The organism is Microbacterium sp. PF5, assembly GCF_004794315.1.
Classification (GTDB): Bacteria; Actinomycetota; Actinomycetes; order Actinomycetales; family Microbacteriaceae; genus Microbacterium; species Microbacterium sufflavum.
Map to the genome: position 1 here is coordinate 17,635 of NZ_SSDQ01000144.1, position 16,146 is coordinate 33,780.

The following is a 16,146-nucleotide window of genomic DNA, read 5'->3' on the forward strand; positions in this document are numbered from 1 at the left end:
CCATGACGAATGCAACGATGCCGGCGGGGAGCGTCCGCGCTCCCCGCCGGCGCCGCGCGGAGGACGTCGCCGGTCTGGGGCGCGCCAGGGCGACGCTGTTCGCGGCCCCCGGGCTCCTCCTGATCGGCCTGTTCCTCCTCTTCCCCGCGATCTGGACCGTCTACCTGGGGATGACGAACTATCGGCTCACCGGCTTCGCCGCCGCCAACCCGCAGTTCGTCGGCCTGGACAACTTCTCCACCGCGCTGAACGACCCGCGGTTCTGGAACTCCCTGTGGCTCACGCTCGTGTTCGTGCTCGTCTCGGGCATCATCGGGCAGACCGTGCTCGGATTCGCGCTGGCGTGGATGCTGCGCAACGTCCGTCCCGGCGTCAAGACCTTCATCGAGACGCTCGTGCTCGCGGCCTGGGTCATCCCGGCCTCGGTCGCCTCGTTCCTGTGGCTCGCCCTGCTCGACCGCCGCACCGGCACGCTCAACGCCCTGCTCGGCACCGAGGGTGCCGCCTGGCTGATCGAGCATCCGATGGAGTGCATCATCATCTTCAACATCTGGGTCGGGACCGCGTTCTCGATGCAGCTGTTCTCGTCCGCCATCAGCGCCGTGCCGCCGTCGCAGCTGGAGAGCGCCCGCATGGTCGGCGCCAACACGTGGCAGCAGCTGCGCGACGTGATCCTGCCCAACATCAAGGGGCACCTGCTCACCAACACGCTGCTGATCACGCTGTGGACGTTCAACACGTTCACGCCGTACCTGCTGACCGCGGGCGGCCCCAACGGGCAGACCGACATCCTCTCGGTGTACATCTACCAGACCGCGATCCCGGGCGGACAGCTCGGCCTCGGTGCGGCGATCTCGCTCATCATGCTCCTGATCAACCTCGTGATCGCGCTGATGTACACGCGCGTCTCCCGGGGTGCGAATCCGAAGAAGAAGAAGGTGCGCTCATGATGTCGACCATCAAGACCGTCGCGCGCGACCGGTCCGTGACCCACTTCGTCTCGCGGATCCTGTTCACGCTCGTGCTGGTGATCGTGTCGCTGTTCTTCGCGCTGCCGATGGTCTGGCTGATCCTCGCACCGTTCGACGCGACCCCGTCGCTGACGGTGTCGTGGCCGGACTGGACGCTCGACAACTTCGCGCGCCTGGCGGAGAACCCCTACGCGCTGAAGTCGATCCTGAACTCGCTGATCCTCGGCGTGGGCACGATGGCGCTGGTGATCGTGCTGGGCGCGCTGGCGTCGTACGCCATGAGCCGCATCAACATCCCCGGCCGCGACGGCATCCTCTACGGGCTGCTGCTGCTGTCGTCGATCGTGACGGGGACCGCGGCCATGGTGCCCACGTTCCAGCTCATCAACCAGCTGCAGCTCATCAACACGCACGTCGGGGTGATCCTCGTGCTCGCCGGCGGCATCCTGCCCACCGTGATCTTCATCCTCAAGGACTTCATGGACTCGATCCCGAAGTCGTACGAGGAGTCGGCGCGACTGTACGGCGCAGGGCCCTTCCGCATCCTGAAGGACGTGGTCGTGCCGATCGCCCGACCCGGGCTCGCGTTCATCGCGATCTGGACCATCGTGCAGGTGTGGGGCAACTTCCTCGTCCCGTTCCTGCTGCTGCGCACGCCCGACATGCAGCCGGCCGCCGTGCTCATGTACACGTTCTACACCGAGAGCGGCCAGGCCGACCTGCGGCTCATCTCCGCGTTCTCGCTGGTCTTCTCGGTGCCCGTCCTCCTCATCTACTTCTTCGTCAACCGCCGCTACGGCTTCCGCTTCCACGGAGGGATCAAGTCCTGATGGCCGCCATCACTGCAACCCAACTCGTCAAGGAGTACCCCGGCGGGGTGCGCGGCGTCGACAGCGTCGACGTCGAGATCGCCGACGGCGAGTTCTTCGCCCTCCTCGGTCCCTCCGGCTGCGGCAAGACCACGCTGCTCCGCTCGATCGCCGGCCTGGAGAGCATCACGTCCGGCCGCCTCACCATCGGCGACAAGGACGTCACGAACGCCGAGCCGGGTGAGCGCGGCGTGGCCATGGTGTTCCAGGACTACGCGCTGTTCCCGCACATGGACGTGGCCGACAACATCGCCTACCCGCTGCGCATCCGCCGCGTCGCGAAGAACGAGCGCCGCACCACGGCCGAGTCGGTCGCGAACGGCCTGTCGCTGAACGGCCTCATCGAGCGTCGCCCCGGCCAGCTCTCGGGCGGGCAGCAGCAGCGCGTGGCCCTCGCCCGCGCGGTCGCCACGCGGCCCGACGTGCTGCTCCTGGACGAGCCGCTGTCGAACCTCGACGCCCGGCTGCGGCTCGAGGCGCGCACGTTCCTCAAGGAGCTGCAGCGCGACCTCGGCGTGACCACCGTGTTCGTGACGCACGACCAGGCCGAGGCGCTCGCGCTCGCCGACCGGATCGCGGTCATGAAGGCCGGGAAGCTGCAGCAGATCGGCTCGCCGCGGGAGATCTTCCACCGCCCGAACAACACGTTCGTCGCGGGGTTCATCGGCTCCGTGCCCATGAACCTGCTGGAGACCACGGTCACCGGCGGCCACGTGCGCATCGGCGACACCGACGTGCCCGTGCCCGCCGAGGCTGCCGCGGACGTGCGCGACGGGCAGGCCGTGAGCTGGGGCATCCGCCCGGAGTACGTGCGCTGGTCGACCGAGCCCGTCGCCGACGGCATCGCCGCAGAGGTCGTGGTGACCGAGACCCTCGGTGCGACCAGCCTCGTGCTGGTGAGCTCCGGCGACCACAAGCTGCAGGTCGTCGTGCCCGAGGAGCTCGAGCCGCAGCCGGGCGACCGCGGCTGGATCGTGCCGCAGCGCAACCGCGCCCTGCTGTTCGACACCGAGACCACCGAGCGGATCGGCTGATGGCCGCGATCCGCACCACCCTGCGCCTCACGCACGAGATCCAGAACGCGGACCGCTACGTGCGCGTGCCGTTCGAGGTGCCGCCCGGCACGGACTCGCTCGAGGTGCGCCTGTCGTACGACACCGAGGCGGCCGTGATCGACCTCGGCTGCGAGGGTGCGGCGGGGTGGCGCGGATGGTCGGGCGGCTCGCGGCAGGACTTCGTGATCCGCGCCGACGACGCCACGCCCGGCTACCTCCCCGGTCGCCCGGAGGAGGGGGAGTGGCACGTGATCCTCGGCGTGCACCGGCTCCCCGCGGGCGGGACCGACGCGACCGTCGAGGTGCTGCTCCCCGCGGAGTCGGGCATCGACCACGGCCCGGTGCCCGCGCGGATCGACGGGGTGCCCCGGGGGAGCAGCCGCGAGCTGCCCGCGGACGCCGGACTGCGGTGGTACGCGGGTGACTTCCACGCGCACACCCTGCACTCCGACGGGCACGAGAGCATCGCGGGGCTCGCGTCGCTCGGGGTGCGGGCGGGCCTGGACTTCCTGTCCGTGACCGACCACAACACCACCAGCCACCACGCGCACCTCCCGGTCGTGGGTGCGCAGCAGGGCATCACGCTGCTGCCCGGCCAGGAGGTCACGACCCACCGCGGTCACGCGAACGCGTTCGGCGACATCGGCTGGATCGACTTCCGCCGTCCGGCCCAGGAGTGGGTCGACGAGGTCGAGCGCCGTGGCGGTGTCCTCAGCGTGAACCACCCGATCTCGGGCGACTGCTCGTGGCTGCACCCGCTGGAGCGCACGCCCCGGGCGATCGAGCTGTGGCACTCCACCTGGTACCGCGAGCTGATCGCCACCTCGCCCCTCGCGTTCCACGAGCGCTGGGACAAGGGGGCCGTGCTGCTGGGAGGCGCCGACTTCCACATGCGGAGTCAGGGTGTCGGCCCCGGCACACCCACCACGTGGGTCGCGGCGGAGGACGACTCGGCCGAGGCGATCCTCGCCGGGGTCGCCGCCGGCCGCACCGCGATCATGGGCGGCGTCGCCGTGCGCGACGGCCTCACCGTGCCCGAGCTGTTCACCGCGCCCGTGCTGCTGCGCGTGGACGGCGACCTGCTCGCGATCGACGCCGACGGGCTCATCCTCGTCGACGGTGCGGGCGAGCGTCGTGCCGTGCACGGCGACCGCGCCTCCTTCTCCGGCGATCCCGCCGCCGGCCCGTACTACCTGCTGCACCCCGACCGCAGCATCGCCGCCCTGTGCGCCTGAGCGCCGCCCGAAACCCCGAGATACAGGAGTCCCCGCCCGTGAGCAGTGAGATCGTCGTCGTCCCCCACACCCACTGGGACCGCGAGTGGTACGAGCCGCACGACGTGTTCCGCCTGCGGCTCGTGCACATGCTCGACCGCCTGATCGGCATCCTCGAGGCGGAGCCGTCGTACCGGTTCACGCTCGACGGGCAGGCCGCGGCCATCGAGGACTACCTGGAGATGCGCCCGGACATGCGCGACCGCGTGGTGGCACTCGTCGAGAGCGGGCAGCTGAGCATCGGCCCCTTCCTGATCCTGCTCGACGAGTTCGGCTGCGACGGCGAGACCATCGTGCGCAACCTGGAGCTGGGCCGCGCCGCGAGCACCCGCCTCGGCCGCACCATGCCCGTCGGCTACCTGCCCGACATGTTCGGCCACGCGGCGCAGATGCCGCAGATCCTGGCGGGCTTCGGCATCCGGCACAGCGCCCTGTGGCGCGGCGTGCCCGGTGACGTGCAGGAGCACGCGTTCTCCTGGGTCGCGCCCAACGGCGACGCGGTGCGCTGCGAGTACCTGTTCGACGGCTACGGCAACGGCCTCGACATGTTCGCCCTGCCCGGTCAGCTCCCCGCGCTCGCCCCCGACTACGCCGCCCGCACCGCGTCGTGGTACGGCGACGACCCCGTGCTGGCGATGCTCGGCACCGACCACTCCGCGCCCCCGGAGGACCTGGCCGAGGTGATCCGCCACTACGACGCGGCCGGCGGCGAGCCCCGCCTGTCGATCGCGACGCTCGACGAGCACCTCGCGCGCTACGCGACCGATGCGGACGCGCTCGCCGCGCTGCCCCAGGTGCGCGGGGAGATGCGCTCGCACGCCCGCGGCAACCTGCTGCCCGGCGTCTTCTCGATCCGCACGAACCTCAAGCGCGAGATGGCCCGCTCGGAGCAGGCCCTCGCCGCGGCCGAACGGCTCGACCTGCTGTACGGCACGCGCGACCACCGCTCGTTCTTCGACACGGCGTGGTACCGCCTCGTGGAGAGCACCGCGCACGACTCGGTCACCGGCTGCGGCGTCGACAGCACCGCGGAGCAGGTGGGCACCCGCATCCACACGGCCGGGCACATCGCCCGCGGCGTGATCGACAGCGTGCTGCGCGACCTGGCGGTGTCGGTGAGCCCCGCCCAGCACCTGGTGTTCAACCCGTCCGGCTTCGCCCGGCGCGCGCAGGTGGAGGTCACGCTGCACGGTGTGGATCCCGCCGCCCTCGCCCCCGGGGTGCAGGTGCTCGACCCGCTGCCCACGGTGCTGGGCGACGAGCAGTTGCGCACGGCCGACCTGCCCAAGCTCCTGCGCCGCATCCACGGGCGCGAGCTGTTCGGGCAGCAGATCAACGGCTACGCGTGGGGCGAGCGGTCGCTGCGTTTCGAGGTGGCCGAGAGCCCCCGCGGGGTGTGGGATCTGGCCGCGTTCACGGTCGAGCTGGAGGAGCGCGTGGCCGCCGATGCCGCGGGCGACGACCTGTGGCACGTGGAGACCATCGCGGATCCGCGGCACCGGGCGCTGCTCGCGGTCGACCTCGACGGTGTCGCGCTCGCGGCCGTGTCGGAGACCTCGGCCCCCGCGCCCCTCGACCCCGTGCGGGTGACTGCGACCTCGCTGTCGAACGCGGCGCTGACCGCGACCGTGAACCCCGACGGCACGGTGCGCATCGAGGGTGCGGACGGCTCCGCGATCGACGGCGCCCTGGCCCTGGTCGACGAGGGCGACTGCGGCGACTCTTACAACTACGGACCGGTCGACCCCGCCTCCGCCGTGACCGCCCCGGCGTCGGTCGAGGTGACGGTGGTCGAGGAGGGGCCGCTGCGCGGGCGACTGCGCATCCGCCGCGTGTACGACCTGCCGGAGCGCCTGGACGCCGACCGTCGTCGCAGCGCCGCGACCGTGCCGCTGGTGACCGAGACCACGGTCGAGCTGCGCGAGGGCGAGGGCTTCCTCCGGGTGGGCATCGACTACGTCAACACCGCGTCCGACCACCGGCTGCGGGTGCTCGTGCCCACCGGGGCCGCGGGGCTGGAGTCGTCGCGCAGCGCCGGTCAGTACGGGCTCACGGTGCGCGGGCGCGAGGCCGAGGGTGGCTGGGGCGAGTTCCCGCTGCCGACCTACCCCGCGTACCGGTTCGCCGCGGCGGGCTCGACGGCGGTGCTGGTGCAGAAGCTGTCGGAGTACGAGCTCGTCTCGACCGCGGGGGAGCAGGACGCCCTCGCGGTGACGCTGTCCCGCTCGGTGGGGATGATGAGCGTGAACCTGCACCCGCTGCGCGATGAGCCGGCCGGCTCCGAGATCCCGGTGCCCGGCGCGCAGTATCTGGGGGTGCCGGTGCACACCGAGCTGGCGATCCTGGTCGGTGCCGACGATGCGACGGCGGTGCGGGCGTCCGACCTGTTCCGGCACGAGCCGCTCGTGGTGCGGGGCACCGGAGAGACGGACGGGCCGCTGCCGGAGCCCGCGTTCCGTGCGGAGCTGTCGGGTGACGTGGTGCTCGAGTCGGCGCGACGCGTGGACGACGAGGCCGAGCTGCGCTTCGTGAACTACCTCGACGGCGAGCGCGACCTGGCGTTCGCGGCGGAGGGTGCGTGGGCGCGTACCGATCTGCGCGGTGAGGTGCAGGAGGACGCGCTGGACACCCGCGGTGCGCGAGTGGCGGGCGGCGGCGTGGTCAGCCTGCGGCGCGCGATCCGGTGACGGCCGCACGGATGGGAGCGCAATAGTGCTAATGTTAGGACAAATGCAGCGAGAGGAGGCGGGGCGATGAGCGAGCGACCACGGGCGACCGAGATCCTCAGCATCGGACGCCTCGGCGTCGACCTGTACCCGCTGCAGGACGGCGTGGGGCTCGGCGAGGTCACGAGCTTCGGCAAGTACCTCGGCGGCAGCGCCGCCAACGTCGCGGTCGCCGCCGCCCGGTACGGCCACGACACCGCGCTGTTCTCCCGTGTGGGCGACGACCCGTTCGGGCAGTACCTGCGCGACGAGCTGGAGCGCCTCGGGGTGTCGAGCCGGTTCGTCGCCACCGACCCCGACTACAAGACCCCGATCACGTTCTGCGAGATCTTCCCGCCCGACGACTTCCCGCTGTACTTCTACCGCGAGCCGTCGGCGCCCGACCTCCAGCTCCGGCCGGACGACGTCGACGCCGACACCGTGCGCGACACGGCCCTGGTGTGGTTCACCGCGACCGGCCTCAGCGAGGACCCCAGCCGCACGACCCACCTGGAGCTGCTGGAACAGCGCGGCCGCCGGGCGCACACCGTGTTCGACCTCGACTACCGCCCGATGTTCTGGGAGTCGGCCGAGGCCGCACGCCCGTGGGTCCAGCGGGCGCTGGGCTTCGCCACGGTCGCCGTCGGCAACCGCGAGGAGTGCGAGGTCGCGGTCGGCGAGACCGATCCCGAGCGCGCCGCCGACGCCCTGCTCGACCGCGGCGTGGAGCTCGCGATCGTGAAGCAGGGCCCCCGCGGCGTGCTCGCCAAGACCGCCACGGAGCGCGTCGAGATCCCGGCGCGACAGGTCGCCGTGGTCAACGGCCTCGGGGCGGGCGACGCGTTCGGCGGTGCGCTGTGCCACGGGCTGCTCGCCGGGTGGCCGCTGGAGAAGACCCTGACGTGGGCCAACGTGGCGGGCGGCATCGTCGCCGGCCGCCGCGAGTGCTCCACGGCGATGCCGACCGAGCGGGAGATCGCGGAGGTCGTGAACGGAGATGCGTGACATGACAGCACTGACGCAAGAGGACTTCGAGCGACTGCGCACCGTGCGGGCCGAGTCCCCCCGGGCGATCCGCGAGCTGCTGGCCGCGCGCCGCCGCCGCGACATCATCCGCGGCGACGGACGGCTGTTCATCATCGCGGCCGACCATCCCGCACGCGGAGCCCTCGCGGTGGGCGCGGAGCCCTACGCCATGGCCGACCGCTACGAGCTGCTCGACCGCCTCGCGATCGCGCTGCGCCACCCGGGCGTCGACGGGGTGCTCGGCACGCCCGACATCATCGACGACCTGGCCGTGCTCGGCCTGCTCGACGACAAGATCGTGGTCGGCTCGATGAACCGCGGCGGGCTGCGGGGTGCGAGCTTCGAGATGGACGACCGCTACACCGGGTACGACGTGCCGGCGATGGTGGACTCGGGCATCGACTTCGCCAAGGCGCTGCTGCGCGTGAACCTCGACGACGACGGCACGGCGCCGACCCTGGCCTCCACGGCCGACGCGGTGACCGCGGCGGCCCGCGCCGACCTGCCGATCATGCTCGAGCCGTTCCTGAGCCGCCGCGTCGACGGCCGTATCGTCAACGACCTCAGCCCCGACGCCGTCATGCTGTCGATCGCCATCGCGAGCGGTCTGGGCGCCAGCAGCGCGAGCACGTGGCTCAAGCTGCCCGTGGTCGACGACATGGAGCGCGTGCTCGCCGCGACCACCCTGCCCGTGCTGCTGCTCGGCGGCGACGCGGGTGCCGACCCCGACGACACGTTCTCCTCGTGGGAGGACGCCCTGTCGCTCCCCGGCGTGCGCGGCCTCACGGTCGGCCGCACGCTGCTGTACTCCGCCGACATCGACGTGGCCGCGGCCATCGACGTCGCGGCCTCCCTCGTCCACCCCGGCCTGTCGGCCTGATCCCGAAGGACCCGCATGAGCTCCGACACCCCCGTCATCGGCCACTGGATCGACGGTGCCCCGCACGCCTCGACCAGCGGGCGGACCGCCCCCGTGTTCAACCCCGCCACGGGCGCCGAGACCGCCAGGGTCGCGCTCGCCGACGAGGCCGAGATCGCCGCGGCCCTCGCGTCCGCGGAGCGCGGTTTCGCGGAGTGGAGCACGTGGTCGATCGCGAAGCGGCAGGGCGTGCTGTTCGCGTTCCGGGAGCTGCTGAACGCCCGCAAGGGCGAGCTCGCCGCGATCATCACCGCCGAGCACGGCAAGGTGCTCTCCGACGCGATGGGCGAGATCCTGCGCGGCCAGGAGGTCGTGGAGCTGGCGACCGGGTTCCCGCACCTGATCAAGGGCGCCTACTCGGAGAACGCCTCGACCGGGATCGACGTGTACTCGCTCAAGCAGCCCCTGGGTGTCGTGGGCATCATCTCGCCGTTCAACTTCCCGGCGATGGTGCCGATGTGGTTCTTCCCCGTGGCGATCGCGGCGGGCAACGCGGTGGTCCTCAAGCCGAGCGAGAAGGACCCGTCCGCCGCGCTGTGGCTGGCCGAGCTGTGGGCCGAGGCGGGGCTGCCCGCCGGGGTGTTCACGGTCCTGCAGGGCGACAAGCAGGCGGTCGACGGGCTGCTGCACAGCGACATCGTGCAGTCGATCTCGTTCGTGGGGTCGACGCCCATCGCGCAGTACATCTACGAGACGGCGTCGCGCACCGGCAAGCGCGTGCAGGCCCTCGGCGGTGCGAAGAACCACATGCTGGTGCTGCCGGACGCCGACCTCGACCTGGTCGCGGATCAGGCCGTGAACGCGGGCTTCGGTGCCGCGGGCGAGCGCTGCATGGCCGTGTCGGTCGTGCTGGCGGTGGAGCCCGTCGCGGACGAGCTCATCGCGAAGATCACCGAGCGGATCGCGACGCTGCGGGTGGGCGACGGCGCGGGCGACGGCACCGGCGAGCCCGACATGGGCCCGCTGATCAGCGCGGAGCACCGGGCGAAGGTCTCCGGCTACGTCGACATCGCGGAGGCCGACGGCGCCCGCATCGTGGTGGACGGCCGTGGCCTGACGGTGGACGGGCGCGAGGACGGCTTCTTCTTCGGCCCCACCCTGATCGACGACATCCCCACCGACTCCCGCGCCTACACGGAGGAGATCTTCGGCCCGGTGCTCTCGGTCGTGCGGGTCGAGACGTTCCAGGAGGGCGTCGACCTGATCAACTCCGGGCGCTTCGGCAACGGCACCGCGATCTTCACGAACGACGGGGGAGCGGCCCGCCGCTTCCAGCACGAGGTGCAGGTGGGCATGATCGGCATCAACGTGCCCATCCCGGTACCCGTCGCCTACCACTCGTTCGGCGGGTGGAAGGCGTCGCTGTTCGGCGACGCCAAGGCGTACGGTGTGCACGGGTTCGACTTCTTCACCCGCGAGAAGGCCGTCACCAGCCGCTGGCTCGACCCCGCCACCCACGGCGGCATCGACCTCGGCTTCCCGCAGAACCGCTGACGACACCGACCATCCGATCGACACCGACAGGAGGCGCCATGACCGCGAACGATCTGTGGTTCCACCCGCGCGGTGCCCTCGGCCGCGACGGCTGGGAGAGCGTGGTCGACGAGGCGCTGCCGGGGTGGGCGCACACGGGCCTGCGCGTGGGCGTGCTCGCGGACGGGGAGAGCCTCGCGCTCGCCGAGACCGAGGTCGAGCGCATCGTCGTCCCGCTCTCCGGCTCCTTCACGGTGACGCACACGGAGGGCGGTGCGACGACGGAGACGACCCTCGCCGGACGGACCTCCGTGTTCCACGGTCCCACCGACGTGCTGTACCTCTCGTGCGCCGCGACCGCCGTGATCCGCGGGACCGGACGGGTCGCGGTGGCCTCCGCCCCGACGACGGTCGTGCATCCCACCCGGCACCTCCGCGCCGATGAGACCCCGGTCGAGCTGCGCGGGGCGGGGCGGTCGAGCCGGCAGGTGCACAACTTCGGCACCCCGGCGACCCTCGACGCGGAGCGCCTGATCGTGTGCGAGGTGCTCACTCCCGCGGAGAACTGGTCGTCGTACCCGCCGCACAAGCACGACGCCCACGTGCCGGGGCGGGAGTCGCGCCTGGAGGAGATCTACTACTTCGAGGCCGCGCCCACGCGTGACGGCGGGCAGGCGGCGTCGTCCGACGCGGCGTTCGGGATGTTCGCCACCTACTCCTCGGACGCGGGCGACATCAACGTGTCGGCGATGGTGCGCACGGGCGATGTCGCGCTCGTGCCCTACGGCTATCACGGGCCAGCGGTCGCCGCCCCCGGCTACGACCTCTACTACCTGAACGTGATGGCAGGCCCCGACCCAGAGCGCTCGTGGCTCATCACCGACGACCCCGCGCACGCGTGGGTGCGCGACAGCTGGAGCGGGCAGGACATCGACCCGCGGCTTCCCTATCGAGCAGAAGGAGCGCAGTGATGCGGACGAGGCGGATGACGGTCGGCCAGGCGCTGGTGGAGTTCCTGGCGCAGCAGTGGACGGTCGACGGCGAGCACCGCGAGCGCACGATCCCCGGCATGTTCGGCATCTTCGGACACGGCAACGTCGCCGGTCTCGGGCAGGCGCTGCAGCAGTACCACCTCGAGCAGCCGGAGCTGATGCCGTACCACCAGGCGCGCAACGAGCAGGCGATGGTGCACCAGGCCGTCGGGTTCGCACGGATGCACCGCCGCCGCGCGACGTTCGCCAGCACGGCCTCGGTGGGCCCCGGCGCCACGAACATGCTCACCGGTGCGGCCCTGGCGACCACCAACCGCCTGCCCGCGCTGCTGCTTCCCAGCGACACCTTCGCCACGCGCGTCGCCGACCCGGTGCTGCAGCAGCTGGAGCGACCGCACGACATCGGGCTCACGGTCAACGACGCCTTCCGCCCGGTGTCGGTGTTCTTCGACCGGGTGCAGCGGCCGGAGCAGCTGTTCTCCGTGGCGCTCGCCGCGCTGCGGGTGCTCACGGATCCGGCCGAGACCGGGGCCGTGACGATCGCGCTGCCGGAAGACGTGCAGGCCGAGGCGCTGGACGTGCCGGTCGAGTTCCTGCAGGAGCGGGAGTGGCACGTGCGCCGGCCGCTGCCCGAGCGCGGACCCCTGGCCAGGGCGGTCGCCGCGATCCGCGGGGCGCGGCGGCCGTTCCTCATCGCGGGCGGCGGTGTGCTGTACTCCGAGGCGGAGGGCGCGCTGCGCGACTTCGTCGAGGCGACCGGCATCCCCGTCGGCACGACCCAGGCGGGCGGCGGCGCGCTGCCGTGGGATCACCCGCAGTATCTGGGCGGGGTCGGCGCCACCGGCTCCACGGCCGCGAACCGGCTCGCGGCCCAGGCCGACGTGATCATCGGCGTCGGAACGCGGTACAGCGACTTCACGACGGCGTCGAGGTCGGCCTTCCAGCACCCCGACGCGGTGTTCGTGAACGTGAACGTCGCCCCGTTCGACGCCTACAAGCATGGCACGCAGCTGCCGGTGATCGCCGACGCCCGGGAGGCGCTGGAGGCGCTGACCGCCGAGCTGCGCGGCACCCGCGTGCGCACGGAGCTCGCCGACGAGGCCGCCGCGCAGAAGCGGGAGTGGGACGCGACGGTCGACGCCGCCCTCGCCCCGACCGGCCGCGAGCTGCCGGGGCAGCCGGAGATCATCGGGGCGGTGCGGGCCGAGGTCGCGGACCGGGATGTGATCGTGCAGGCCGCGGGTTCGCTGCCCGGCGACCTGCACAAGCTGTGGCGCGTCAGCGACCCGCTCGGCTACCACGTGGAGTACGCCTTCTCCACGATGGGCTACGAGATCGCGGGCGGGCTGGGCGTCAAGCGCGGCCTGGAGGCGGCGGGCGACGACCGCGACGTGGTGGTGATGGTCGGCGACGGCTCCTACCTCATGCTCAGCTCCGAGCTCGCGACGGCGGTGGCGGAGGGCATCAAGCTCATCGTGGTGCTCATCCAGAACCAGGGCTTCGCGTCGATCGGGCACCTGTCCGAAACGGTCGGGTCGGAGCGCTTCGGCACGAAATACCGCCGGTACGACGCGCAGGCCCGCAGCTTCCAGCACGGCGAGGTGCTGCCGGTCGACCTCGCCATGAACGCGCGCAGCTACGGCGTCGACGTGATCGAGGTCGCCCCCGGTCCCTCCGCGATCGAGGACCTGCGGGCGGCGGTGCGCGCGGCGAAGGCGGCGGAGCGCACGACCGTGATCCACGTGGAGAGCGACCCCACGGTCTATGCGCCGGACGGCGAGGGCTGGTGGGACGTGCCGGTCGCCGAGGTCGCGTCGACCGACAGCGCCCGGCGGGCCCGCGCGGAGTACGAGCAGCAGCGCACGGCGCAGCGCCCGCTGCTCGGCTGATCCGGCCCAGCCGCCTCCCACCCGGCCCCCGGTATCCTGGAAGGATGACTGAGAACCCCCGCACGCGCGAGACGCGCCCCCAGGCAGCGCCCGCGTCGTCCCGCTCGGGGGCGATCCGTGAGACCCGCGCCCCCCAGGTGCGCCCGGCGACCGAGGGCTGGACGCAGAAGAAAGACGCCGAGGGCCGTCCGCTGCTGCAGTTCGCGAGCCCCAAGCGCGGCAAGCCGCCGGTGCACCTGGCCGACCTCACCCCGGCCGAGCGCATCTCGAAGGTGAAGGAGCTCGGGCTGCCCGGCTTCCGCGCCAAGCAGCTCGCCACCCACTACTTCCGCCACTACACGTCCGACCCGGCCGAGATGACCGACCTCCCCGCCGGGATCCGCGACGAGCTGGTCGCGGGCATGCTCCCGCCGCTGATGACCGAGGTGCGCCGGCTGGAGACCGACCGTGGTGACACGATCAAGTTCCTGTGGCGCCTGCACGACGGCGCTCTCGTCGAGTCGGTGCTCATGCGCTACCCCGGCCGCATCACCCTGTGCGTGTCGAGCCAGGCCGGCTGCGGCATGAACTGCCCGTTCTGCGCGACCGGCCAGGCCGGGCTGACCCGCAACATGTCGACCGCCGAGATCATCGAGCAGATCGTGCGGGCCAACCGGGCGATCGCGAACGGCGAGCTGGGCGGCAAGAAGCGCGACGACCACTCGATGGAGCGCGTGTCGAACATCGTCTTCATGGGCATGGGCGAGCCTCTCGCGAACTACAAGCGCGTGATGGATGCGGTGCGCATCATGGTCGCGCCGCAGCCCGACGGCCTGGGAATGAGCGCCCGCGGCATCACGGTCTCCACGGTCGGCCTCGTGCCCGCGATCAGGAAGCTCGCCGACGAGAACATCCCGGTCACCTTCGCGCTGTCGCTCCACGCGCCCGACGACCATCTGCGCGATGAGCTCATCCCGGTGAACTCGCGGTGGAAGGTCGACGAGGCCCTCGACGCCGCCTACGACTACTACGCCAAGACCGGCCGCCGCGTGTCGATCGAGTACGCGCTCATCAAGGACATGAACGACCACGCCTGGCGTGCCGACCTGCTGGCCGAGAAGCTCAACCAGCGCGGTCGCGGCTGGGTGCACGTCAACCCGATCCCACTGAACCCGACGCCCGGGTCGATCTGGACCTCGTCCGAGCGCGACGTGACCGACGAGTTCGTGCGCCGCCTCAACGACGCCGGCATCCCGACCACCCTCCGCGACACCCGCGGCAAGGAGATCGACGGGGCGTGCGGTCAGCTCGTCGCCACCACCGAGGACGAGGCCGCCGCCGCCGCGATGGCCTGATCAGGGCTTTCCTGAGAGCGACTCCAAGGCGGGCTTCGTACCCTGTCCGGATGCCCTATTCCGCCCATCGCCCGGGTCGCTTCGACTCGCAGGGTCGGATCATCCTCGACGGCGACCCGAACGCCGAGACGGATGACCTCGACTTCCTGCGCGAGTTCGAGCCGACGGGACCCGACCCCGACCCCTTCGTCGACGCTCCGGAGCGTGCCGAGTCCGTGCGGACGACGGAGGACGCCGACGCCGATGCCGCAACCGAGGAGCAGCCGGCCCGCGCGCGTCGCGCCCGCCCGCCCCGTCGTCGCCGCACGGCCGCCGAGCGACTCCGCGCCCTCGCGATCCTCGGCGGCGCGGAGGGCGAGATCCTCGACCGCGTGCCCGGCGAGACGCCCCGCTTCGTGCAGATGTTCTTCGTGCTCGCCGGCACCGCACTGGTGTCCGCGATCTCGATGCTGTTCGCGCTGACCACGGGTGTGCAGGCCGCGATCTGGCTCGCGGTGCCGCTCGCGGTGGTGTGGGCGCTCATCATCTTCAACCTCGACCGGTTCCTCACCTCGACCATGACGTCGACCAGGAACGTGTGGAAGCTCATCGGGCTGGCGATCCCGCGGGTGATCATGGCGGCCATCATCGGCTTCGTCGTGGCGGAGCCGCTCGTGCTGCAGATCTTCCACAACGACATCTCTCGCGAGGTCGCCGCGACCAACATCGTCCAGGCGCAGTCCGATCAGGAGGCGCTCGAATCGGGCCCGGAGCGCAAGGCCCTCGATGCCGCCTCCGAGCGGGTCTCGGAGCTGGAGAACCAGGCGGCGACCGGGATCGTCGCGGGCACCGACTCGTCGTCCGCCAGCGAGTCGGCCGCGCAGGCCACGGTCGACGACCTCACCGCGAAGATGACCGCGCAGCAGGCCGTGATCGACCAGGCGCGCGTGCTCTACCAGTGCGAGCTGACGGGCGAGGGCGCTGGCACCGTCCCCGGGTGCACCGGGGTGAACGGCGAGGGCGCGAGCTCGCAGGCCGCGCAGGCCCAGCTCGCCGAGGCGCAGCAGACCTACGACGCGCTGGCCGCCCAGCTGCGCACGGCCAACGACGAGCTCGCGGCCGCCGGCACCGCCGCCAAGGAGAACACCTCGACCTCCGAGACGCAGAACCGCCAGCAGGCGAAGGACGAGCTTCCGGCCGCGCGCGAGACGTATGACCAGGCGCTCGCCGCGTACAACGCCCGCGCGGATGCCGTCGCGCAGGGCAACGCGGGTGCGGTGGGGCTGCTCAGCCAGATCAGCGGACTCAACCGGCTCAGCGAGAAGGAGCCGGCCATCCTGTGGGCGCACATCCTGATCGCCGCGCTGTTCTTCATGATCGAGCTGTTGCCGGTGCTGGTGAAGGTGCTCACGAGCTACGGCGACCCGAGCCTGTACGAGAAGGCCGTCGCGATCCGCAAGCAGGTGGCGCTCGACCGGGTGACGGCCGAGGGCTTCCGCGACCGCGCCGACATCGTCACGACCCCGGGCGCTCAGGCCACCTGACGCTCGCGCCCGCTCGCGCGACCCGCGCTGGCTGAGGGATCCGCGTCCCGCACGGGGGTCCGTGCGCCGGCGGCGGAGCCCGGTGCCGTGAACGGCCCCGCGGTGCCCGTGTCCGC

At 71.9% G+C, this 16,146-nt stretch carries 12 protein-coding genes; all 12 read left to right on the forward strand.

Going from position 1 to position 16,146, the window contains the following annotated elements:
• The first annotated feature begins 2 nt into the window (after window positions 1–2).
• Window positions 3–950 carry a carbohydrate ABC transporter permease gene (locus tag DW297_RS13870; protein ID WP_240744632.1) on the forward strand — a complete coding sequence of 316 codons (948 nt, stop codon included), beginning with the start codon at window positions 3–5 and terminating at the stop codon, window positions 948–950.
• Window positions 947–1,801, forward strand: a complete 855-nt coding sequence (locus DW297_RS13875; RefSeq protein WP_205812745.1) for a carbohydrate ABC transporter permease — start codon at window positions 947–949, stop codon at window positions 1,799–1,801. The genes DW297_RS13870 and DW297_RS13875 overlap by 4 nt, the downstream gene beginning before the upstream one ends.
• Complete coding sequence (locus DW297_RS13880; RefSeq protein WP_136033373.1) at window positions 1,801–2,874, forward strand: ABC transporter ATP-binding protein; 1,074 nt, start codon at window positions 1,801–1,803, stop codon at window positions 2,872–2,874. Before DW297_RS13875 ends, DW297_RS13880 begins: the two co-directional genes overlap by 1 nt.
• Window positions 2,874–4,130, forward strand: a complete 1,257-nt coding sequence (locus DW297_RS18985; RefSeq protein WP_168442871.1) for a CehA/McbA family metallohydrolase — start codon at window positions 2,874–2,876, stop codon at window positions 4,128–4,130. Before DW297_RS13880 ends, DW297_RS18985 begins: the two co-directional genes overlap by 1 nt.
• A gap of 38 nt (window positions 4,131–4,168) precedes the next feature.
• A complete protein-coding gene (locus tag DW297_RS13885; RefSeq protein WP_168442872.1) occupies window positions 4,169–6,856 on the forward strand; it encodes a glycoside hydrolase family 38 N-terminal domain-containing protein in 2,688 nt (895 codons plus the stop codon).
• Between the two features lie 66 nt (window positions 6,857–6,922).
• Window positions 6,923–7,879: a 5-dehydro-2-deoxygluconokinase gene (gene iolC, locus DW297_RS13890; protein WP_136033378.1), complete on the forward strand. Its 957-nt coding sequence runs from the start codon at window positions 6,923–6,925 to the stop codon at window positions 7,877–7,879.
• A 1-nt stretch (window position 7,880) separates the two neighbouring features.
• Window positions 7,881–8,780 carry a Cgl0159 family (beta/alpha)8-fold protein gene (locus DW297_RS13895; protein WP_206252520.1) on the forward strand — a complete coding sequence of 300 codons (900 nt, stop codon included), beginning with the start codon at window positions 7,881–7,883 and terminating at the stop codon, window positions 8,778–8,780.
• A gap of 15 nt (window positions 8,781–8,795) precedes the next feature.
• Entirely contained in the window at window positions 8,796–10,313 is a 1,518-nt protein-coding gene (locus DW297_RS13900) for a CoA-acylating methylmalonate-semialdehyde dehydrogenase (RefSeq protein ID WP_136033383.1), read from the forward strand.
• A 38-nt stretch (window positions 10,314–10,351) separates the two neighbouring features.
• On the forward strand, window positions 10,352–11,263 hold the full coding sequence (gene iolB / locus DW297_RS13905) for a 5-deoxy-glucuronate isomerase (protein WP_136033385.1): 912 nt from the start codon (window positions 10,352–10,354) through the stop codon (window positions 11,261–11,263).
• A complete protein-coding gene (gene iolD / locus DW297_RS13910) occupies window positions 11,263–13,173 on the forward strand; it encodes a 3D-(3,5/4)-trihydroxycyclohexane-1,2-dione acylhydrolase (decyclizing) (RefSeq protein ID WP_240744633.1) in 1,911 nt (636 codons plus the stop codon). Before iolB ends, iolD begins: the two co-directional genes overlap by 1 nt.
• 44 nt (window positions 13,174–13,217) lie before the next feature.
• The gene (rlmN, locus tag DW297_RS13915) at window positions 13,218–14,507 is read left to right on the forward strand and encodes a 23S rRNA (adenine(2503)-C(2))-methyltransferase RlmN (RefSeq protein ID WP_205828305.1); all 1,290 of its coding nucleotides are present in this window, start codon (window positions 13,218–13,220) and stop codon (window positions 14,505–14,507) included.
• Between the two features lie 50 nt (window positions 14,508–14,557).
• Window positions 14,558–16,030 (forward strand): DUF4407 domain-containing protein, encoded by a 1,473-nt coding sequence (locus DW297_RS13920; protein ID WP_136033389.1) that lies wholly within the window; start codon window positions 14,558–14,560, stop codon window positions 16,028–16,030.
• Window positions 16,031–16,146 lie beyond the last annotated feature (116 nt).

Bases quoted from the DNA above. Each gene is read 5' to 3' on its own strand.
- DW297_RS13870 (WP_240744632.1), top strand. From the start codon at position 3: ATGACGAATGCAACGATGCCGGCGGGGAGCGTCCGCGCTCCCCGCCGG.
- DW297_RS13875 (WP_205812745.1), top strand. From the start codon at position 947: ATGATGTCGACCATCAAGACCGTCGCGCGCGACCGGTCCGTGACCCAC.
- DW297_RS13880 (WP_136033373.1), top strand. From the start codon at position 1,801: ATGGCCGCCATCACTGCAACCCAACTCGTCAAGGAGTACCCCGGCGGG.
- DW297_RS18985 (WP_168442871.1), top strand. From the start codon at position 2,874: ATGGCCGCGATCCGCACCACCCTGCGCCTCACGCACGAGATCCAGAAC.
- iolC (WP_136033378.1), top strand. From the start codon at position 6,923: ATGAGCGAGCGACCACGGGCGACCGAGATCCTCAGCATCGGACGCCTC.
- DW297_RS13895 (WP_206252520.1), top strand. From the start codon at position 7,881: ATGACAGCACTGACGCAAGAGGACTTCGAGCGACTGCGCACCGTGCGG.
- DW297_RS13900 (WP_136033383.1), top strand. From the start codon at position 8,796: ATGAGCTCCGACACCCCCGTCATCGGCCACTGGATCGACGGTGCCCCG.
- iolB (WP_136033385.1), top strand. From the start codon at position 10,352: ATGACCGCGAACGATCTGTGGTTCCACCCGCGCGGTGCCCTCGGCCGC.
- iolD (WP_240744633.1), top strand. From the start codon at position 11,263: ATGCGGACGAGGCGGATGACGGTCGGCCAGGCGCTGGTGGAGTTCCTG.
- rlmN (WP_205828305.1), top strand. From the start codon at position 13,218: ATGACTGAGAACCCCCGCACGCGCGAGACGCGCCCCCAGGCAGCGCCC.
- DW297_RS13920 (WP_136033389.1), top strand. From the start codon at position 14,558: ATGCCCTATTCCGCCCATCGCCCGGGTCGCTTCGACTCGCAGGGTCGG.